The 20,875-nt window shown below is 37.5% G+C and carries 22 protein-coding genes, 1 pseudogene and 2 riboswitches; of the genes and pseudogenes, 6 read left to right on the forward strand and 17 right to left on the reverse strand.

Translation table 11 applies throughout. From position 1 onward, the window contains the following. Window positions 1–197: 197 nt before the first annotated feature. Window positions 198–300, reverse strand: a riboswitch (TPP riboswitch). A gap of 65 nt (window positions 301–365) precedes the next feature. Then, window positions 366–467, reverse strand: a riboswitch (TPP riboswitch). A 150-nt stretch (window positions 468–617) separates the two neighbouring features. Further along, a complete protein-coding gene (locus tag AC4BHP_RS09710; protein ID WP_066101520.1) occupies window positions 618–926 on the reverse strand; it encodes a metal-sulfur cluster assembly factor in 309 nt (102 codons plus the stop codon). Between the two features lie 71 nt (window positions 927–997). Then, complete coding sequence (locus AC4BHP_RS09715; RefSeq protein WP_066101523.1) at window positions 998–1,762, reverse strand: prolyl oligopeptidase family serine peptidase; 765 nt, start codon at window positions 1,760–1,762, stop codon at window positions 998–1,000. Window positions 1,763–1,892: 130 nt separating this feature from the next. Here AC4BHP_RS09715 and AC4BHP_RS09720 point away from each other — a divergent pair, with 130 nt between their 5' ends. From AC4BHP_RS09720 to AC4BHP_RS09730, 3 genes are all read left to right on the forward strand, one after another. After that, complete coding sequence (locus AC4BHP_RS09720; protein ID WP_066101526.1) at window positions 1,893–2,711, forward strand: Cof-type HAD-IIB family hydrolase; 819 nt, start codon at window positions 1,893–1,895, stop codon at window positions 2,709–2,711. A 77-nt stretch (window positions 2,712–2,788) separates the two neighbouring features. Then, window positions 2,789–2,929, forward strand: coding sequence for a competence protein (locus tag AC4BHP_RS09725; protein ID WP_066101530.1), 141 nt, complete (start codon window positions 2,789–2,791; stop codon window positions 2,927–2,929). Then, a complete protein-coding gene (locus AC4BHP_RS09730) occupies window positions 2,930–3,124 on the forward strand; it encodes a DUF3813 domain-containing protein (RefSeq protein WP_066101532.1) in 195 nt (64 codons plus the stop codon). It begins immediately after the preceding gene. 42 nt (window positions 3,125–3,166) lie between these two features. Here the strand turns inward: AC4BHP_RS09730 and AC4BHP_RS09735 are convergent, their stop codons facing one another. From AC4BHP_RS09735 to AC4BHP_RS09800, 14 genes are all read right to left on the reverse strand, one after another. Then, window positions 3,167–4,312, reverse strand: coding sequence for a glycosyltransferase family 4 protein (locus AC4BHP_RS09735; RefSeq protein WP_139891440.1), 1,146 nt, complete (start codon window positions 4,310–4,312; stop codon window positions 3,167–3,169). Between the two features lie 27 nt (window positions 4,313–4,339). Then, window positions 4,340–5,503 (reverse strand): NAD(P)-dependent oxidoreductase, encoded by a 1,164-nt coding sequence (locus tag AC4BHP_RS09740; RefSeq protein ID WP_066101538.1) that lies wholly within the window; start codon window positions 5,501–5,503, stop codon window positions 4,340–4,342. Continuing rightward, entirely contained in the window at window positions 5,500–6,936 is a 1,437-nt protein-coding gene (locus AC4BHP_RS09745) for an O-antigen ligase family protein (protein WP_490551935.1), read from the reverse strand. Before AC4BHP_RS09745 ends, AC4BHP_RS09740 begins: the two co-directional genes overlap by 4 nt. A gap of 45 nt (window positions 6,937–6,981) precedes the next feature. Then, window positions 6,982–8,643, reverse strand: a complete 1,662-nt coding sequence (locus AC4BHP_RS09750) for a right-handed parallel beta-helix repeat-containing protein (protein WP_066101542.1) — start codon at window positions 8,641–8,643, stop codon at window positions 6,982–6,984. Between the two features lie 59 nt (window positions 8,644–8,702). Then, window positions 8,703–9,347 carry a CatB-related O-acetyltransferase gene (locus tag AC4BHP_RS09755; RefSeq protein WP_066101544.1) on the reverse strand — a complete coding sequence of 215 codons (645 nt, stop codon included), beginning with the start codon at window positions 9,345–9,347 and terminating at the stop codon, window positions 8,703–8,705. 66 nt (window positions 9,348–9,413) lie between these two features. Continuing rightward, on the reverse strand, window positions 9,414–10,331 hold the full coding sequence (locus tag AC4BHP_RS09760; RefSeq protein WP_066101547.1) for a glycosyltransferase family 2 protein: 918 nt from the start codon (window positions 10,329–10,331) through the stop codon (window positions 9,414–9,416). Between the two features lie 13 nt (window positions 10,332–10,344). Further along, complete coding sequence (locus AC4BHP_RS09765; protein ID WP_066101550.1) at window positions 10,345–11,103, reverse strand: WecB/TagA/CpsF family glycosyltransferase; 759 nt, start codon at window positions 11,101–11,103, stop codon at window positions 10,345–10,347. An 84-nt stretch (window positions 11,104–11,187) separates the two neighbouring features. Further along, window positions 11,188–11,940 carry a sugar phosphate nucleotidyltransferase gene (locus AC4BHP_RS09770; protein WP_066101553.1) on the reverse strand — a complete coding sequence of 251 codons (753 nt, stop codon included), beginning with the start codon at window positions 11,938–11,940 and terminating at the stop codon, window positions 11,188–11,190. Window positions 11,941–11,964: 24 nt separating this feature from the next. Continuing rightward, window positions 11,965–13,419: an oligosaccharide flippase family protein gene (locus tag AC4BHP_RS09775; protein ID WP_490551938.1), complete on the reverse strand. Its 1,455-nt coding sequence runs from the start codon at window positions 13,417–13,419 to the stop codon at window positions 11,965–11,967. Window positions 13,420–13,506: 87 nt separating this feature from the next. Continuing rightward, complete coding sequence (locus AC4BHP_RS09780) at window positions 13,507–14,178, reverse strand: sugar transferase (protein ID WP_066102381.1); 672 nt, start codon at window positions 14,176–14,178, stop codon at window positions 13,507–13,509. 275 nt (window positions 14,179–14,453) lie between these two features. After that, window positions 14,454–15,824 (reverse strand): sugar phosphate nucleotidyltransferase, encoded by a 1,371-nt coding sequence (locus tag AC4BHP_RS09785; RefSeq protein ID WP_490551940.1) that lies wholly within the window; start codon window positions 15,822–15,824, stop codon window positions 14,454–14,456. A gap of 18 nt (window positions 15,825–15,842) precedes the next feature. Continuing rightward, a complete protein-coding gene (locus tag AC4BHP_RS09790; protein ID WP_490551942.1) occupies window positions 15,843–16,532 on the reverse strand; it encodes a CpsD/CapB family tyrosine-protein kinase in 690 nt (229 codons plus the stop codon). Then, entirely contained in the window at window positions 16,522–17,331 is an 810-nt protein-coding gene (locus AC4BHP_RS09795) for a YveK family protein (RefSeq protein ID WP_066101564.1), read from the reverse strand. Before AC4BHP_RS09795 ends, AC4BHP_RS09790 begins: the two co-directional genes overlap by 11 nt. A 458-nt stretch (window positions 17,332–17,789) precedes the next feature. Beyond that, window positions 17,790–18,632 (reverse strand): YitT family protein, encoded by an 843-nt coding sequence (locus AC4BHP_RS09800; RefSeq protein ID WP_066101567.1) that lies wholly within the window; start codon window positions 18,630–18,632, stop codon window positions 17,790–17,792. Window positions 18,633–18,767: 135 nt separating this feature from the next. Here AC4BHP_RS09800 and AC4BHP_RS09805 point away from each other — a divergent pair, with 135 nt between their 5' ends. The 3 genes from AC4BHP_RS09805 to AC4BHP_RS09815 all read left to right on the forward strand — a co-directional run bounded on the left by AC4BHP_RS09805 (window position 18,768) and on the right by AC4BHP_RS09815 (window position 20,465). Continuing rightward, window positions 18,768–19,625 carry a DegV family protein gene (locus AC4BHP_RS09805; RefSeq protein WP_139891446.1) on the forward strand — a complete coding sequence of 286 codons (858 nt, stop codon included), beginning with the start codon at window positions 18,768–18,770 and terminating at the stop codon, window positions 19,623–19,625. 87 nt (window positions 19,626–19,712) lie between these two features. Beyond that, the gene (locus AC4BHP_RS09810) at window positions 19,713–19,847 is read left to right on the forward strand and encodes a DUF3941 domain-containing protein (RefSeq protein ID WP_139891447.1); all 135 of its coding nucleotides are present in this window, start codon (window positions 19,713–19,715) and stop codon (window positions 19,845–19,847) included. A gap of 126 nt (window positions 19,848–19,973) precedes the next feature. Further along, entirely contained in the window at window positions 19,974–20,465 is a 492-nt protein-coding gene (locus AC4BHP_RS09815) for a YajQ family cyclic di-GMP-binding protein (protein WP_140461149.1), read from the forward strand. Between the two features lie 74 nt (window positions 20,466–20,539). On the opposite strand, the pseudogene AC4BHP_RS09820 reads toward AC4BHP_RS09815, so the two are convergent. Then, a pseudogene (locus AC4BHP_RS09820) lies at window positions 20,540–20,720 on the reverse strand (hypothetical protein); the annotation flags it as partial. Window positions 20,721–20,875: the final 155 nt, after the last annotated feature.

Below are 20,875 nucleotides of genomic sequence, written 5' to 3' on the forward strand. Positions count from 1 at the left end.
AATAGCGGAAGAGATTCTCACTCTTTCACTTTTATCCTTCCCATAAACCCTAATTCATTTCATGATACTTAACATACAAACTGCTGCTTAAACGATTCGACCGCTTGAAGTGGATAATCACTTAAAGCAATAGCAGAAACAACAGCCACTCCATCTGCACCAGGTATTTCCTATACTAAAAAAGGGTCTCGCATCAACAAAGTGATGTTATCGCTCCCTACGTCAGTATTAACTGTACAGGTTCAAAGGGTCAGGTTTTAACCTTCTCAACTCGCAATTTGAGTCCCCCCGCAATCAACTATTTAATTGGAAACAAAAAAGCTCTTCTATACATCTTAAAAGAGCTTTTCGCACATATCGAGTAGACTTATGTACTTCATGCTCCCTGCGCCAGTATTAACTGACAGGTTCAAAGGGTCAGGTTTTAACCTTCTCAACTCGTAACAAGAGTCCCCCTGCAAATAATTTGATTATTTTAACTTTATCAGAAATAAAAACCAATTCCAATAGGACCAACCGATTCTATTAACCCAGTTGATATTTGAATATCTTAAAGATATTTTTTTTCATAAAAAAGAGAGCCTTAAACTCAGCTCTCCAAATATATTCAATCTTTATTATTGTATACCCAAGGCAATTTTCGCATAACGTGACATACGATCCTTTGTCCATGCCGGTGTCCAAACAATGTCTACTTCTACGTTTTTCACTTCAGGCAATTCCTTTAATGCATAACGTACTTGATCGACAATGGTACCTGCCAATGGACAGCCCATCGCGGTTAAGGTCATCGTTACTGTCACATCGCCTTCGTCGGTCATATCGACATTATAGACTAGGCCTAGGTTTACTATATCAATTCCCAATTCAGGGTCCAAAACTTCTTCCAATGCACTCATAAGGCTATCTTTCATATCTTGATCCATGTTAAATCTCCTTCCTCAACGTTCTTGTTTCAATCCTACCAAATTTCACTTAATCTGACCATTCTTAATCCTTATACAAGATTCTCTTCTATCCAGTTAACGGCCTGCAGTAATCCACTTCTAGTAACAGCATGACCGGCCGTCTTATCAGATATGTAAGTAATTCTGCCAGAATCTACTTTTTCCTGGAGGTTTTCAACAAACGCACGGCCACCTGCAATCGGTACAATAGGATCCTTTTCCCCATGCCAGAAGAAAAGAGGGCGATTATTTAGTTTATCGGGCTGCAAGGATAAATCAAGTTCTTCAAGAGTACTGAATACTTTCAATTTCTCTTCCTCCGTAAACCCTAAATCAATCCCCTGTTTTTCAAATTCCTCCACTTGATATTGCGCAAACTCTTTATATTCCGGGTTTCCCATCAGACTGACTCCCACACGAATCCAATCATATTGAGTTAGTGCGCCAAGTGTCGTGATTGCACCCATAGATGTACCGCCAAGACCAATACAATCATAAATCGCTAATCCATGCTCTGTAATATATTTTTTGATCATATGCAATTCTTTTATAGAGGAAATAACAATTTTCCAAAATGAACTCGATAAATCCTTCTTCATGTCCCGTTCCTCTCGTTCACCGTGCAAGTATGCTTCAGGCAAAAATACTCTAAACCCCTTTTCCGCCAGAAGATAAGCATAGTGCAGATTATGCTCTTTTGCACTGGTAAAACCGTGAAGAAAAATAAATCCGGGGAGAGGTACATTATTCATATCCTGCTTACCTACTATAAGCATTGGAATATGTTCAACATATACTTTCTCTACTTGTATCATTATTATTCCCCTTCTCTATATATTTTTTTACAAACCAAACGATACCATTAAACGGCTATACTTGTTATGATATATAAAATAGGAATCTAAATGGAATTAATTCAACTTATAATTTTAGAAGGAGAGCCATATGTCAGATAAACATTTAATTGTACTTGATCTAGATGGAACATTATTGAAAGATGATAAAACCATTTCTCCACGTACTAAAAAAGTATTGCAAACATTACAAAATAATGGTCATGAAGTGATGATTGCTACTGGGAGACCATACCGATCCAGTGAACCTTATTATCGTGAAATGCAATTTAAAACCCCGATTGTGAATTTTAATGGAGCTTTTATTCACCATCCCCTCCATACAGGCTGGGGCATGCATCATTCGCCGCTAGATATAAAAGTGGCAAAAGACATTGTGGAAGCTATGGACGATTATCGTTTACACAATATTATTGCCGAGGTAAAGGATGATGTGTATTTCCATTACCATGATGAAAAATTAATTGATATTTTGCATCACGGCAGCAGCAATATAACTACAGGTGATCTACGCCAATTTCTACAGGCTTCCCCTACTTCGATGCTTATTCATTCCGATGAAAATGATGTCGCCGGAATCAGGAAACACCTTTCGGATGTCCATGCTGAAGTCATTGATCACAGACGCTGGGCAGATCCATGGCATGTCATCGAAATCGTTAGAAATGGAATGAGCAAAGCAGTTGGTGTTGATTTGGTATCAAAAGATTTAGGAATTTCCAGAAAAAATATTATCGCATTTGGCGATGAAGATAATGATCTAGAAATGCTTGATTATGTAGGAACCGGCGTAGCCATGGGAAATGGTATTGAACAGCTGAAAAATGTTGCTAATCACATTACATTATCAAATGAGGAAGATGGAATTGCAGTCTTCCTTGAAGAGAAATTTAATATAAAATCTGCGTGACTAACATAATCTCCGTCTGGTTATGATAGATATGACTCTTCCTTTCGAGTCACACCTTGAATGCAGGAGGTACTTCCATGGGAAAAAGAAATAAATCAAAGCGCTTTGTTCAACAAGGTAAAACGGCTGTGTCTAAACATAGTGAGCGATTCCCATATCGTTTAACGATGGCTGAGGCTGAAGAGAATCAAGATTCTTCTACCTGTGGAGGACTGTAAATGCGCAATGAATTATTTAGTCGGGCTCAAAAAGCTGTGGAATTGGCACAGATAGAAAGCTCTAATCAACAGGAACTAATCACTAAAGCACGCAATGAGCTATCTTCTGCATTTGCGAATTCAACACTGGCTGAGCAGGCGCAACTCCATCAAATGCAAGATGTGCTTGACTCCCTAGAAAACAGCATTCAATAATAAAAAGAGAGGGCACCAAGGTACACTCCTTGCGCCCTCTCTTTATTTCACTTTGCTTGCCAATTTTGAATGGGTATCATTTGCCTCTTTATGAATAGATTCATACAAATCAATGAACCTTTCCACTACTGCTCCCCAAGAATTTTGCCTAGCCTTCTCTACTCCTGCCCGCCTGACTTTTTCCATATCTTTGTTGAATAAAACTTCCTTAACCTTTTGTTCAACAGAATCGACATCATCGAAAGACAACAAATAGCCATTCTTGCCATCCTGAATCATTTTTTCAAAGGAGGGGATATTGTTCAGCAATGCTACCCTTCCCGCTGCCATCGCCTCTAATGAAGATAACCCAAAACCTTCATATTCGGAAGCGGATATAAAATAGGACGCCTTGGCCATTTCCTCGAGGAGTTCCTCTTCAGATAATGCCTCACAAATAGCCACATGATTTCCAATTTCATATTCATCGATAAGTTTCTCTAACTCTCCCTTTAAGTTATCATAATCCCTTCCCACAATGGATAGGTGCACATCTGGGAATTCTACCTTCAGCTTCTTAATCAAAAGCAGAAGCTTGTCTATTCGTTTGTTCTTCGAGAATCTTCCAACAAAGATAAACCGATTCGGGTACCCATTTTCCTCTGCAATCGTATGATAATGGTCAAAGTTTATTCCGCATTCAATCAAATCTAGCCTCTCAGGACAGATTGGTCGAAATGATTTATAATCATTTTCACTGACAGCGACAATCCATTTCATATTCTTCAAACTATACTTCGTTACAGTATGGAAGTGAAGCTTTTTATAAAGGTAAAACTTCTTCGTGTGAAAGAACCCGCCATGTGTAGAGAGAATCATCGTTTTTTTATGAAATGGTTTTAATCCAGCTAAGTAATCGAGCAGGAAATCAACCCCATGGATATGAATTAAATCAAATTCAGAGATATAGTTGACAGCAGATAACGCAATCGGATATCTCCGCGAACCGAAATAAGGAATTCTCTTGATTTTAATCCCATTTATAATGGCAGAATCGGAAAATTTTTCACCATTTGAAAAATCTGCATTTAACGTTAATACTTCCGAATAAATCCCTCTTTCTTTTAGGTGGACGGCCAAGTTTTCCACATAATTTTCCATACCGCCAATAACTGGTTTGTATTGTCTGATGACATGGAGAACTCTCATGATGATTCACATCCTCTCATATATTCATTAAATTTCCTGCAATAATATGGACTGTTCTTTTATTTCCATCCATGCCCTATAGGCCAGACTATCGTCTATTTCAACATGTGAGAAGGTCAGTATTTCCCCTTCTTCTACAGGTTTTATAATCCTTACCGAATCTAAGAGTCCAATTGGTATATGGTTAGGCTCATCTTCAATCTTTAACGCTTTCCCTCTCACTTCAAAACTTCCAATGCCTCTATTGATGACAGTTCCAATATTCAGCTTCTTCTTAGCAATCGATCCCATGCTATAGGATGGAAAACAGCTATTATTTAATAATACTTCTTTCTTTTCAAAAACCCTTCTTATTGTTTTGACCACTTCAAGATGGCATAAATGAAAAGGCTGGATAATCGTATAATAAGGACCATCCCCTAGCTTCATATATTGAAGTGCATTACGCTGCCCCTGCATATCCAAATGCTTAGCCGTAATAAATACCCCAGCAGGAGCCTTTGACGACAGAACATAATCGCTGATTGGATATCCTAATTGATCGGCTTCTAATGCGAGTGCATTAGCCCCCTCCTGTAAATCTTCCGCGCTTATTCCCATTATCCCTGATGGCAAAAACTTTGTATTAAGCCCATTTGCCACAAGTGTTTGTTCAAACTCCACTTTCGTTCCATCAGTAAACGAGGTAACCATCTCTAAGCTGATTTTATTTCTATTCGACCAATAAAGCATATCCTTGGGTGAAGGATTAGGATTTAAAAATCCTTTTATATTGCCAAAAACCATTGGTTCAAATCCCATCTGAAGAACATTTTCTCTTAAAGCCGCCAAACAACCAGGCTGGTCTCCTTCTGCTTCTGTAATGTAACCTCGTTTGGCAAAATAGGAGCCTGTTGTAACTTGCAGCTCCGTATTCATTGTCACGACAGGAATTCCTGCTTCCATCACCTTAGCAATCATATCGGTGCCAAACAAAACATCCCCTGTACACTCAACAATTACATCTGAATGCTCAATCACCTCATCGACTGAATGGGTCAGTAAATCAGGATATCGGTAATCTCCTCGAGTATCTACCCTACTTCTTGTTAATACCTTTGTCACTTCTATATCATTAAATAAATGTAGTGCATTTACTAAACCTTTCCCAATAAACCCGCTTCCGATAATGCCCACTCTTTGTTTCATCATCTATCCAATTCTCCCCCCGGTATGGTATTAAGTCTTCTCTTTTCTTTTCTTATGAGAAGGAAATAGCTTGCAATTAAAGCAGCATGAAACCACACGAAACCCATTCTAAATCCATTATTGAAATTGAAATCAACTAAGATAAAAATACTAGCTGCTAAAAAGCCAAGAGGTATGAAATTAGATTTATGATAAACAGACAGAATCATCCAGGCGGCCCTTCCAAGAATCAGCAGGAAAATAATCAGACCAATGATACCCGTATCAAACAATACGGTTAAAAAAATATTGGCATTCCCTTTCCCAGCGTTTAATTCCCCTCCATAAATATACTCCTGCCTAATATCATCTCTCATTGATAATTCCGACATTCCGCCGCTGCCATTGCCGACTAGCGGATGCTTCGGGATATAATCAAGCATCAGCTGGATTGATGCAAACCGGCTGTCTGCTGCTCCCTGGTCGGTTTCAAGACTTGTGCTTGGATTGAAGCGATCATATACCTTCATGAAAATGTCCTGGTTTATGATGAAGAGTACCATCGCCCCCACAATCATAATAATGGCTGAACTGGCAAGCAGTTTAATCGCTCTCATATTTTTTGTGATAATTAAAATAAAGAGTATTGCTACAATTAAGGATAGAATGCTTGCTCTGGCCATACTGATAAATACACCTACAAAACACATAAACATGCCAATCAAAATAAAGAGCTGTGAAAATAAACGGGAATCCTTTCTTAAATACATCACGACAAACCAGACAGCGGAATATCCGGCAAATAAGCCATACCAGTCAGGTTCATGGGCAAATGATGAAGGTCTAGGAATTCCTATCTCTTCATAATGGCTGAGCCCAAATTCAAATCCAAAAAAGAATCCAATCCATTGCAGGATTCCGACAAAAGTTACAATAACACCCGAAATAATGGTGTATTTCAAAATCTTGTCAAAGTAAGAAAGTCCTTTACTATAGATGCATTGCACAGAAATAAAATAGAATAGGTTCAAAAATAGTTGCCCAACGACAGATTCCCAGAAATCCCCCACACTGATTAAATGGCCAATACTAAAAAAATAGCTGAAGACCCATAAATTAATCAGGATAAATAAGGGGGCATGTACAATTTCCCGTCTAGAGAGCAAATATTCAATCGCAAACTTTAAAAATAATGCTAGAAACAATATTTGAAAGATCCGTATATATGATCCCTGAAAGGTAATAAACGATCGGTCAATAAAAATGGACAGGGCAATGAAGGTGAAAATTCTCTCAACTGATAATGGAAAGAAAAAAATGACCGCTATAATCAATATGATGATAGGTAAATAGACAAGCGGTAAGGCAGCAAAGACTCCAACGACCATCGCAAGAGTGACCGCCATTGCTATTTGAATAAACTGCCGATTATTGGTGTTCATGAGCAAGCTGTTCACCGATCCCCCTCCTTTTAGGAACTCCACCGTTATGATTTCCAATGACTATTCTAAGTAATGGGCCGTACTATTTCTTAATCTTGGATTAGTACCAATGAAGTCCATATTTTCTTGACTGACTGTTGCTGTAGCTTCTGCTATCTGTAAATAATATTTCTGCGTCGGCAATTTTTGGTCATCTTCATATGTATTTTGATTGAGGTTGCCATTTCCAACATGAGAGAGAACGACTGCAGATCGGTTCTTCAGTTCCTCGGATTTTTTTCCATTATTTTTTAAATAATTCCCTTCAAGGAGAAAATCCTCCTGGCTATACATTTCAATCCCAGCCAGCCCATTTTCACTTATTTGATTTTTTCTTACTTCAAGACCAGAGCTCATTACGTTTAAATTTGCAATGAAGAGTCCCGTCGACTGGTTATGGCTGATTTCGTTATCAGAAATGCTGATTCCGTGCGCCTTATAACCTTGGATGTGGATTCCTTCCTTACGCCCATCAGCAATCCGATTACCCTGAACAGTAATGTCATTGAATTGCCTGATTCCATCTGGAAAATCTCCTGTCTGCTTTCCAATCTTGGATGCTTGAATGAATAAACCTTTCCCTCTGCTGGCGATGATTTCATTATTTTCAATGATTGTATTGTCCATTCCTGTCACGTAAATAGCATTGGCATCACCAGTGTTATATGTTTGCTCAACCCTATTATTCAAAACTTTGACATTTACGGACTTATTCTTCCAGCCTTCTACAAAGATGCCATCTCCACCGTATCCGCCTGTTTTTCCATAGCCTTTAATTGTATTGTTTTCAATTACCCCATCGCTGACTGTGCGAAAGGCAATCCCTGAATTCCGTGAGCCAGTCACTTCATTATTTCGAACAACAATATTTTCATGCTGCTCATGGCCGTCTTCAACAAGATGCCCGACTTCAATCCCAAAATCACCGGCATCATCGACCTTATTTCCCTCAATGGTGATATTATGACTGGACTTTCCTTCCTGATAACTGATGAATATACCATTTTGATGATCGGTGTGGTTGATGATATTATTCATGATTTGGACATTTTCCGTACTCTGCAACCCGATTATTCCATTTGAGCCCCCATCAATGATTCTTGAATCTCTGACCTTTCCGTTTTTCGTATTAAAGAGCATGATAGAGGCACTAGGAGAACGAACAACTTCAACCTCGCTAATATCAAAGCCATCCACAAATTGCAAAACAACTGTATGAGAATATCCGTCATTAATTTGCTTTTCCCGTTTTTCCTTCTCCCCATTAAATGTTAAAGCACTGATTTTAATATTTTGAGCATTCGATTCTGATACGAGAATAGAAGAATCATCCGGTGTACCTTTACTCTTTTCTAGATTTAGCTTAAGAATGGTTTTTCCTATCCCTGCACCTTTTAAGTGGACATTTGACTTTAAAATAATTTTTGTATCGACTTCGTAAACGCCTTTAGGCACGTTAACAATCCCTCCCCCATTGGCACTCACCTGGTCGATCTCCTCTTGAAGGTCGATTGACTTGGCCACCTCATCAACTGATGATTCTGGCAATCCATCTGTCTTATCAGGGGGCTTGATTTGGACAGCTAGAAAAAAAAGAGCACTCATAACAATCAAGATAACTAACCAAAATTTCGTATCCTTCAATAGTGAAGTCAAACGAACTTGTATAAGTATGGGCATCATTTAGTCTACTCCCTTTTAGTGGATTGCCATTTAATAAATTCAGTCAAATCTTTGTATTCTTAAATTATTGATTTCGTCTTAGTGACTTCCTTATTTAGCAATTCTTCCGGTGTAATGGCACCGCATAAATTTTCCTTAAGCCATTCTTCACTTCTTTGGTATAATCGTAACTCTAGCAACTGTTCAATCGTATTGGCATCAAAGCGATATTTTAATACTTTTGCAGGTATTCCTCCCACTATGGAATAAGGTGGAACATCCTTTGTAATGACAGAACCTGCGGCACAAATCGCTCCTTCACCTATCTCGATATCATTCATAATAAAGACATTTGCCCCAATCCAGACGTTATCTCTAATATTCACTTTCTTAAATTCCACATGGTAATCCCGATCTACCCAATTGATATTATTAACCACCTTTGAGGTGGAATAAAAAATGGGAGATGTCGATATGAAGTCAGTCGGATGACTGCCGAGACCGATTTTACTGTCTGGACCTATCGAACAAAAGGAACCTATATTGGCATGCATGATACTACAGTTAGCAGAAAAATAGGTGTAATCACCAATAGTTGTCTTCGAAATACTTGTGTATAAATTTATTGCGCAATTTTTTCCGACCTTTGTTGTTGCCGGATCTATTTCAACATAAGGACCAATAAATACTGACTTATTATTCTTCTTAAATATATAGACTCTCAATCCCCTTTTCAGCGAATGAGGGATCAGACCATATAAAAATTTGATAATGAGCTCCTCCTTTATTTATTACATAAAAGGATATTCACGTTTTCCGCTTGCTGACGCAGCAAAATCGGAGAATGCTTTTTGGATGGCAAACGCAACCTTTTTAAATTGTTTGCCCCTTAAAATATACCAACAGTATTTAACAAAATTTTTGCCGATAAAGAACATTAAAAATAGAAGAAAATTTAACTTGTTGGCATAAATGGACATAAACAGCAAATTATTTCTTGTTCCGTAATAATTGGAGAGAGGTGAACGATAGCCGGTAGTTGCTGAGATTTTGTGAAAAACAAGTGAATCAGGGACATATCGTAATTTATATCCAGCCTTTCTTATTTCAAGACTATAGGCTGCATCCTCATAATAAAGAAAATAATCTTCATTCAAGTACCCAACTTTATCAAGAATGTCCACCGGAAATAAAAACACACAACCAGTTAGAAAATTCTCATCACTAGCTATTTTTCCATTCCTCTCCAATGTTTTATGCAGTACTCGTCCTGTTAACCACTTTATATCTCCGCCCCCATACCATGTTTTATTGCGTTTACTGTGGTAATTGATATGGGAACAACAAGCACCAACTTCTTTATCCTTCTCACATTCAGCTACAAGCGGTTCAAGAAAATAGGGATCAACTTCTGTATCATTGTTTAGTAAGAGAAAGTAGTCAATATCAGCAATATGGCTAAGCGCATAGTGAATCCCTTTGTTATTCCCAGCGGCGAATCCGTGATTCCCACCCAGTTCAAGAAAATGGAACCTGGACTCTTCTATAAATTCTTTTAAACTAGCATTCTCTTTTGAAGCATTATCTACGACAACTACTTCATGATTGGCATATGTTATATTGTTCAGTGATTTCAAACAAGCAATCGTATCTTGCGTACCATTAAAATTCACAATTATCGTACAAACCTTTGGCTTCATACGCACCATATTCCTTCCTCTATTAGCGTTGGATCTCCGCTTCCTGATTAACTAACAACTTATTTTTGACGGTGTAATAAAAAAACTGGAAATTGCCAATCAAATATCTCCTCCACATGCGTCTCGGTTCTAACATAAGACGGAACACCCATTCCATCTTCAAGGTCCTTATAAGCTTAGGAGCACGCGGGATCCGACCTGATGCAAAATCAATATAAGCGCCAACGCCAAGTATGACTCTAGCATCAAGTGCATCTTTATTCCGGTCAATCCATTTTTCTTGGATAGGCACTCCTCTGCCAACAATTAAGATATCTGGCGATACATCGTTAATCTGCTGAATAACTTCTTGATTCTCTTCATCACTAAAATATCCACTCCGTTGTCCAACAATCTTAATATTCGGCATGACTGCCTGTATATTTTGTTTAGCTAGTTCAGCAACGCCGGGACCTGCTCCAAGCAAAAACACACTGTACTCTTTTTCGCTCGCTAATTGCAACAGCATTGGGATAAAATCAGTCCCATTCAAATTTTCCTTAAGCTGGATACCGAACAACTTAGCTCCTAATCTAATCCCAAAGCCGTCATTCAGCAAAAAGTCAGCTCTATTGATGATTTCCCTGTAATCATTGTCCCTTTGCGCGATATTATAACAATGGGCATTTAAGAAATAGATTGCTGCTTTCTTTTTGTTTATGAGACGGGATTCTATCACACATAAGCCTTCCTTTATATTAAAGATATCCATTGCAACATTGCCCAAATGGGACTTTTTCATTTGGATCAGTCTCCTTAACCCCTATTTTCAGTCCATTTATCTGCTCATTATAAACTCAATGAATCTATCTATGATTGCTGAATTTTATTTCATGAGCACTGCTTCTTTTTCAAATAAATTGCTGAAATCCATATTTTGAGCCATTATATTAGCCTGTGCATAAGAAGAATGTGTACCAGCATCTGTCCACCGCCCTCTCAGCACATCAAATTTCAGTAAACCCTCCTTAATATAGTGATTATTGACATCTGTAATTTCCATTTCACCTCGCGCTGATGGGGTAAGCTGGTCAATTATCCTATAAACGGTCGAATCGTACATATAAATGCCCGTCACTGCATAGTTCGATTTTGGTACCATTGGTTTTTCTTCTATCGCGATGATTCTGCCGTCATATATAACCGGAACACCGAAACGTTTTGGATCCTCAACCTCTTTAATTAAAATTTTCGCGCCACTCTCCTGTTGCGCAAAATGCTGCACATAAGGTCGAATTGTATCTGTGAAAATATTGTCTCCAAGAATGACGACCATTTTCTCATTTTCAGTGAAATCGCGAGCAAGTCCAAGAGCCTCTGCTATACCGCCGGCCTTTTCCTGCACCTTATAAGAAAATTCAACTCCAAATTCAAAGCCGCTGCCAAGCAAATCAACTACATCCCCCATATGTTCTCTGCCCGTTACAATTAATATTTCTTCAATTCCGGACTCCTTCAGTTTATAAACTGAATGATAAATCATTGGATATTTTCCGATTGGAAGCAGATTTTTATTGGTGACCTTTGTTAAAGGATAAAGCCGCGATCCGGTACCTCCAGCAAGGATAATTCCTTTCATTTACAACACTCCCTATTAAGTTTTTTATCTCCTAACCTTTAAAACAATCGGTTTATTGAATAAGAAGGGAATAGATACTTCTTTTCTCACTAGCGCGACCCCTATGCATAACAGCATGGTGATTATGCCGCCAGAAAAAAAATGGATAAATTGATGACCAGGCAAAAAGGAGATAATTAAATAGACCACTCCTGCGGTGAAACCTGAGGTTCCAAATGTCATCAAAATTGACCTGTAGGGTAGAAGCTCCCTTTGCCGAATTTCAAATACTTTGCATACATCTCTTTGCTGCAGGTAAATACTAATAAAACATGAGATAACAGAAGCTATAGCTACCCCGATGTACCCAAATAACCCCATCAATGCTAGTCCTAGAACGATATTGCAAATAACCGTGATAAGCGCGTTTTTTAAAACTAGCTTTTGATTACCGGATATAAGTAAAGGCGTGTAAAAAACTGTAAAGCGAAGCGGGAATTTCATTAAATATATTAAAAAGATGATGGATCCGCTTAAATAAGTATCAGAGTATAAAAGATCGATAAACTCTTTATGATAGAAAAATAGAATCCAAAAAATAGGGAACATGACTAATGATAGTAATCGGCTTGATTCTGACCAGAGATTTAAGGCTTCTAGCTTCCGCCTTTGTATGCTGTATAAACGACCTAGTCTTGGTAGCATCGCTGTTATAACAGCTACAGTAATAATAGACATGAAAGGAATCTCTTTTGATGATATTGAATAAATTGCAAACAATTCTATTGAGTAGAATAACCAAATGATGACTTTATCACTTGTCTGTGTAATCACATCGATGGCTGTTACTGCTCCAACTGCCGCTGTATATTTAAGCTGCTGTTTTAATAATGGCAGATCTCCTTTTAAAGACATGCCATGAATCTTATGGAAAAACAGATGCAAAATGATGACTCTAACGATTTCAAACAGGGCAATCAGTTTAATTGTTAAGAGTAGCTCCTTTGTCGCATATAATGTATAGCCAATAATCAGGAAATAGGCAAAATAATAAGATAAATTAATAAAGCTATAAATTTTAGCCCTCTTAATAGAAACAAACAAATTTTCTAAATAACAGCCCATTATGGTTGCAAAGCTCCAAAATCCAATCCAAATCTCATATTTGCGCAATGGGCTATCCTTTAATAAAAACTCAATATTGTATAGAGTATACAGGCCGAAAATCATCAGTACACCAAGAATGAACAAAACCCAGAACGTATTGGTTATCACTAATGATTTTTCACGTTCATTATCCGTTTTGTTAAAGAAATAACTGAACGTTGTATGCATCTCAAACGGAATAAAAGCACCTACCATTACTGCAATCAAAAAGATTTGCTGATAAAGGCCCATTTCTGTTAAGGTCAGTAATCTGGCTATAAGAATAGTTAAAAAAACTTGGACAATTGATTTGGCAAATCGATTAATTGATAACAACATTGATTCTTTAATCATCAGTAACTCCCACCGTACGATTTAGAATAAGTCGATATAAAACATAAATATTATTTATGACTATCACTTCTTTCTTATTGTTCTTTCCTAATAAGCATTATTAGGAAAGAACATTACGATAAACGTTTTGCAAATGATTTTTATATCATAAAAGAAATGGCGCTTACGAATATAATAAAGGTCCAGCTCAACCATTTTTTCAAAGCCGACACTGCTTCTACCAGTAACCTGCCATAATCCTGTACAGCCGGGAATAACGGACAAACGCTGTTTATGATAGTCAGAGTAACTTTCTACCTCTCTCGGCAATGGCGGCCTGGGACCGACCAAACTCATCTCTCCTTTCAAAACATTCCACAGTTGTGGCAATTCATCAATACTCGTCTTGCGAATAAAACGTCCTATTTTTGTAACCCTAGGATCCTCTTTCATTTTAAAAATAGCCCCACTGGACTCATTTTGATTGAGCAGTGTCTCTATCAGTTGCTCTGCGTTCATCACCATAGATCTGAACTTATACATACAGAATGTTTTTCCATCCTTGCCTACACGTATTTGTTTAAAGAACACAGAAGCCTTAGGATCTTCAATTTTTATCAAGACGGCTACAATAAAAAATACAGGAATTAACAGCAGAAGACCCACTACAGCTAGAATAATGTCTAAGTATCTTTTAGATACTAGATATAATTTCTTGTTATCAAGCTCATTCGGTTCTGCGAACGCTTCCTGTGCAGTCCCTGCCTTAGAAGAAATCAATGAATTCACTCCTTTTTCCCCTGATATATGGTGGCTTTTACTTTTGGTTTGAGTTGTTCCAGTCCTTTAATTATTTTTCCATTCCAGCCCCCTTTTGTTCTCAATAACGAATTTTATAGGTATACTAAAGAGTGATTGAATTAATCAGAGAAAGAATTTCATTCACTCTTTTTCCCATGAATATGCTTGCTTTTACTTTTGGCTTGAATATTCAGTCCTTCTATTACGTTTCTATATAGCTCTCTTTGTTCTTAATAACGAACTATATAAATGTACTAAAGAGTCACTGAGCTAATCATAGGAAGAATTTCATCCCATTCCATGCTAATTCTATGCACATCTTCCTCCGTCAGCGAACTACCTTTTTGAACTTCAATTAATTCCAAGTCGGAAATAGCTTTCAATGCATGTCTTGTGCCAGCTGGAATTTCAATTACGCTTCCCGGCTTCACATCGTATATATATTCATTCAGTACCAAAGAACCCTCACCTTTGAGAATAGTCCAAACTTCCTTTCTCTTATTATGCTCCTGATAGCTTAAATTGCTGCCGGCATGAATGGTTATTCTTTTTGTGAGCACTTCTGTCCCATTATCATAGACGGTTTGATCAAGGACTTTATACGACCCCCATCGTCTCTCTTCATACATCGGCCTTTGATTAAAATGAAATATGAATTTCTTAAGATCATGACTCAAACCTTTATTGGCAACTAAGATGCCATCGGGGCTCGCGACAACCACCGCATCTGGCATACCAAGAACCGCAACTGGAATGTCCAGCTCATTGATGATATGGGTATTATGAGATTTTGGGCAAATAACACCTAAGCCTTGAACAGTCTCGATCATTTGCTCAGTTAAGGTGCTCCAAATCCCCAGGTCCCTCCATATTCCTTTATAGGGGAGAGCGACAATATTCTTCGTTTTCTCGACAACTTCAAAATCAAAACTAATACTAGGCAGGAGTTCATAGACATTTTGTAGCTGTTCGTACTCTATAGGCAAATTCATTTCTTCTAAAATCGAAATCATAAAACCTAACTTAAATGCAAATACACCACAATTCCATAATGCCTCTTCCTTTATCAATCTTTGTGCATACTCTTCTGTCGGCTTTTCTACAAAATGGCTAACAAGAACTAGCCCATCATTTTTCTTTTCTGGAACGATGTAGCCAAAACTAGTAGAAGGATAGCTTGGTTCCACTCCCATTAAAGCAATACTGCAATCTGTTGTGTTTAGCGTATCCTCCAATTTTTTCACAGATTCATAGAAATCATTTTCCACGTAAGAATCAATGGGCAAAACGGAAACTACTTCATCTAGGCTGATTCCTTTGATCGAATATAGGTAGGAGGCAGCAAGAGCAATTGCCGGAAAAGTATCCCGCCGCTCTGGCTCAATAATAAGGGGAACGTTTGAGCCGAGCTGATTTTTCAGGATATCCACTTGTTTCTTACTCGTCGCAATAACTGCCGACTTCATTAGTCCTACTTCATCCATTTGTCGCCATACTCTCTGAGACATTGATTCGTTTGTCCTATCATGCCCTTCCAATACTTTCAGAAATTGCTTTGAACGTGAATCATTAGATAAAGGCCATAATCTTTGCCCCGATCCTCCAGATAAAAGGATAACCTGCATTTAACCACTCCTTAATAATCAGTTATATTGATAAGCCTTTGGTTTTATTGGATTTCCATTTAATGAAGCTCCCAATAATTCCGCTTTGGAATCTTGTAAAACATTTACTGCCTTTCTTGCATCTTCTTTTAATGTCTGACCGCTTTTCACGACCAGCATGGAAGCTTCACAAAGATTAGCAAGTATTTGCGTTTCAGCGGTATACAAGATAGGTGAAGTATCAAATATTATGGTGTCATATTGCTGGCTTAGAATCGAGATAATGTCCTCTATTCGATTTGCTGTTAAGAGCTCATACGATGTTTTGGTTACGGCACCGCTCTGGATGATATGGAGATTTGGTATATCTGAAATGCATATAGCTTCATCCACTGTCGCTTTGCCAGCAAGAATAGCTGTTAAGCCATCAGATTGTTTAAGGTCAAATAATTTATGAATCTTCGGTCTTCTTAAATCAGCATCAATGACGATGACTTTTTTATCATGCTGGGCCAGCACGATACCCAGATTTGCGGCGGTGGTCGTTTTGCCGTCCCCGTGGTTTGGAGATGTGACAAGCAGAGTCTGGATGTCTTTACCAATTCGAGAAAACGTTATGCTTGAGCGCAGCAATCTGTACTGCTCACTCACAATCGATTGTTTATAAATTTGTGCATATTTCGCTCTTTCCTTGCTCACCAGCAAGTCTTTATTTCTATTACGACTCAAATGTACGTCCTCCTATTTTCACCCGGCTGTCCTCCATCTGCCTTTCCATGCTTTTGCTGCTAACTTTAATTTCCGGGATATTTCCGATAACCGGTATACCTAATTCATAAAGGATATCTTTTTCATCTCTGATTGTAGGATCGAGGTACTCCAACAAGAAAGCTACCCCAATAGCACAAAATAAGCCTAATGAAAAACCAATCAGTACATTTCTAATCATATCTGGATTAAATATCCCATAAGGCTCTTCAACATTTGCATTCGCGAGAATATGAATATTATCAATATTCATTAATGTAGTAACCTCTTGCTGGAATACTGTCGCAATACTATCGGCCATTTTCGCTGCCAGAACAGGGTCCTGATCCTTGACGACTATTTCAACAACTTGAGAATTTTGAGTCGTGTTTACTGTGACTTGCTCATTTAATTTATCGATGCTTCTGTCAAGGCTGAGCTCACTAATTACATCTGCTAGAATAGCCTGGCTCTTGATCAACATACTGTATGTATGAATCAATTCAATATTCGCACGGACTTGATTAGGGTCGATTAAATTAGTTTCATTGCTATCAGTTTTGGCGTCCTCTTTTTTTGTTTTCTTATCCTGATTTTGTTGTTCGTTCGTGTTCATAGTGTCGTTGACAAGAATTTGTGTGGATGATTCATACGAAGGAGATAAAAAGAGATAGGAAATAATGCCACTGGCCAGAGCCGCTATTAACGTCATCAAAATAATAAGTACTAACCGTCTCTTTAATACACTTAAAATATCCTTAAAACTTACTGTATCTTCCATCCCAACCTCCATACATTTCTTTTTTTGTTCTCAAAAGAGAACTTATTGTTGATTGTAGTATAGAACCTAGAATTAGAAAAGGGTTTAAATTGTCAAAATTTGTATTTTGGTAAAATTTATTTATTTTAGGGTATTTCAGTTTATATTGATTCTAAATAATGAATGTAAGCCTTTTCGTATTTTTATATACTTATCCACCAGTCGATTTAATAATCAAAGGTAATAATTTATAATGAACAGCCCTTGGCCATGTTTTCTTAACACGATTTCAAAATAATTTAAATTACTTTACCTTCGCTTTTTTATAAGATAAATGTTTTTCGCAAAAAAAAGCATTTATTGTAAGCGCTTTCTATATTGAGGGTAGTTAGTTCTCTATGCATCTTCATTCTTATCCTGCATTCAAAAAAAAACCCTTTCCGTTCGCTCTAAAGCACACGGAAAGGGTTTATTCCTTGTCAATCTTTCCGGAAAGAACCGATAACTCCGGTAGATTGAACGATATTTGTAAATGCATGTGGGTCTACTTCCTGAATAACACTCTGCAGGTCATATAGCTCATAACGGCTTATCACAATCATTAGCATATTTTTATCTTCGCCCGTAAAGGCTCCAACAGCAGGAATCATTGTTATTCCGCGTACCAGCTTGGAATGAATCGCCTGCTTCAATTCATCTGCATGTCTTGTTACAATCATAGCTGTAACTTTTATATGTCTTGTATGAATAGCATCAATTACTCTCGTAGAAACATATAATGAAATTAATGTATAAAGTGCCTGTTCTTCTGAATACATAAGCCCCGCAATGGCTACAATAGCTCCATTCAGCATTAAAAAGTAAATGCCGATTGGCTTATCATTGATTCTAGAAAGAATCATTGCCACGATATCCATACCACCAGTGGAAGCACCGAATCGCAGTGTGATTCCCACACCGGCCGCTCCAATTACACCGCCGAAAACAGCATTTAGGATAATATCATCTGAATAGGATTGTACCGGTAATATTTCTAAGAATAATGACATTAATACAACAGCTAAAAAGCTGTACACTGTGAAAGACCTTCCAACCTTAAACCATGCAAGAATAGCAATCGGAATATTAAGAGCAAGTAATAATATACCTGTAGATAAATTAATATTCGTAAACATGTCCAATGCTGCTGATATAATTTGGGCTGTACCCGTGAACCCACTCGCAAACACGTTTGCAGGTATCAAGAAATAATTCATTGCGATTGCATTTAATAAAGCTCCAACCACAACAGCCAGTATTTTTTTTGTTTCATTCCAAACCAAATTTAGCTCCTCCTTAAGTTGACAACTGAAAATAAATTCCCCATGATAGAAAGATATGTGAACAATTTTTGTTTTCTATAAAAGATAATAGACTTATAATTAAACTAAGTAAATTTTAAAAAAGTAGGTGTCTATATGAGTGTACAAATTTTGGCTGATAGTGCAAGCGATTTGCCATTAGAATACTTCCAGGATAACAACATCATTCTTTTTCCATTAAAAGTACATCTTGATGACAATGAATATGATGATCAAGTTACAATCAAACCAAAAGTAGTCTACGATGCCATGCGCGAAGGAAAAGCACCCAAAACATCACAGGTGTCTCCACAAAGTTTTTACGAAAAATTCGAAGAGCTGGCAAAAAATAAACAACCCGGACTTTATGTCGCATTTTCTTCCGAATTAAGCGGTACCTATCAAACAGCTGTTATGATGAGAGACGAAGTTAAAGCTGAGTACCCGGATCTTCAATTAGAAATTGTCGACAGTAAATGCGCGTCTTTAGGCTATGGCCTAGTCGTCATGGAAGCCGTACGCAAAGCCGCTAAAGGAGCCAGTCTTGAAGAACTGAAAGAAACAGCACAGTTTTCAGCCTCCCATATGGAACATTTATTTACGGTAGACAATTTGGAATACCTGGCTCGAGGTGGCCGAATTTCCAAAACATCTGCTTTTTTCGGCGGTTTATTAAATATCAAGCCACTGCTAAATGTTGAAGATGGCAAACTGGTTCCACTGGATAAATTCCGCGGCCGTAAAAAACTGATGCAAGCCGTCATCGATGTCATGAAAGAACGAGGAGACCAATTAGATAAACAAATAATTGGAATCAGTCATGGCGATGATATCGAAAAAGCTATGGAATTCAAGCAATTAATTGAAGAAAATTTCCAACCAAAATCCGTATATATTTCATCTGTCGGTGCAACTGTTGGCGCTCATGCCGGTCCAGGTACCATTGCAATATTTTTCTTAAATAAACTATCCTGAAATACATTCTGATGTATACATATTTTCCCCTACTTGCAACATACTACACATATGCGTAGTAAATAATTTGCAAAGGGGCAAGCACACATGGGATATCATACTTCAGATAATGATAAAAAAGCCAGAGATAACCAAGCTAAACATGAAATTAAAAATATTCAGGAAGAGAAAAACCGAAAAGCCGGAAAAAAATCTTTTTCAAAAAAGACTGATCACTTATAAGTAAAATCTCCATTTCAACATATTAACTGGGTATAAAGAGGATTTCAATAAAAAATCCTCTTTTTTACTTGTAATTGAACTTATATAGTGCTTTTTTTATAATAAAGTTAAAAACGGAGGGATAGTATGGCTAAAGAAAGCTCATTTGATGTGGTTTCAAAAATTGACTTATCCGAAGTAACAAATGCTGTAACGATGGCAATGAAGGAAGTAAAAACACGTTATGATTTTAAAGGTAGCAAAAGTGATATTAAGCTGGAAAATGAGGAACTCGTGCTTGTTTCTGACGATGATTACAAAATGGGGCAATTAAAGGATGTTTTAATGAGCAAGCTCATTAAACGGGGCGTTCCCGTTAAGAACCTTGATTACGGAAAAATGGAAGGCGCTTCAGGCGGCACAGTTCGCCAACGTGCTAAATTGGTTCAAGGTATAGACAAAGACAACGCAAAGAAAATTAATTTAATTGTTAAAAATGTGGGTAACAAAGTTAAATCCCAAATACAGGACGATCAAATCCGTGTGACCGGAAAAAGCAAGGATGATCTTCAGCAAGTTATTGCAGCCATTCGAGACGCAGATCTCTCTATCGAAGTTCAATTTATAAACTTCCGCTAGTAGTTACATAGGTTTGAAGAGCAGAGGCATATTGAATTGCATCTAAAAGCCATCGGCTACACGATGGCTTTTTTCTATTTTTCAGGTTTAATATAGGGAACTATTTGTGCAGTGATGCCCACTGAAGCCCAGGAATAAAACTCTTATTCTCTAATGCTTTAAAATTTTCAGTCCATCCAGTGAGCATTACCCTTAATAGCCCAACCTTCTCAAAGGGTTTATTTTTAATTCGGTTAAAAAATCCTGAATTTCTTCACTATCACTACTTGGATCCTATTGTTTTGAGCATTAACAAAACGACATTAAAATCAGCAAATCATCACATTTTTTTACATACACCTTATTTTCCAGTGCTTTTTTTGTAAGTAATAAAACATCCTTAACTTTAATCCTATTTCCATGTTTCTTTT

This window comes from Pradoshia sp. Z4_20 (genome assembly GCF_058216035.1).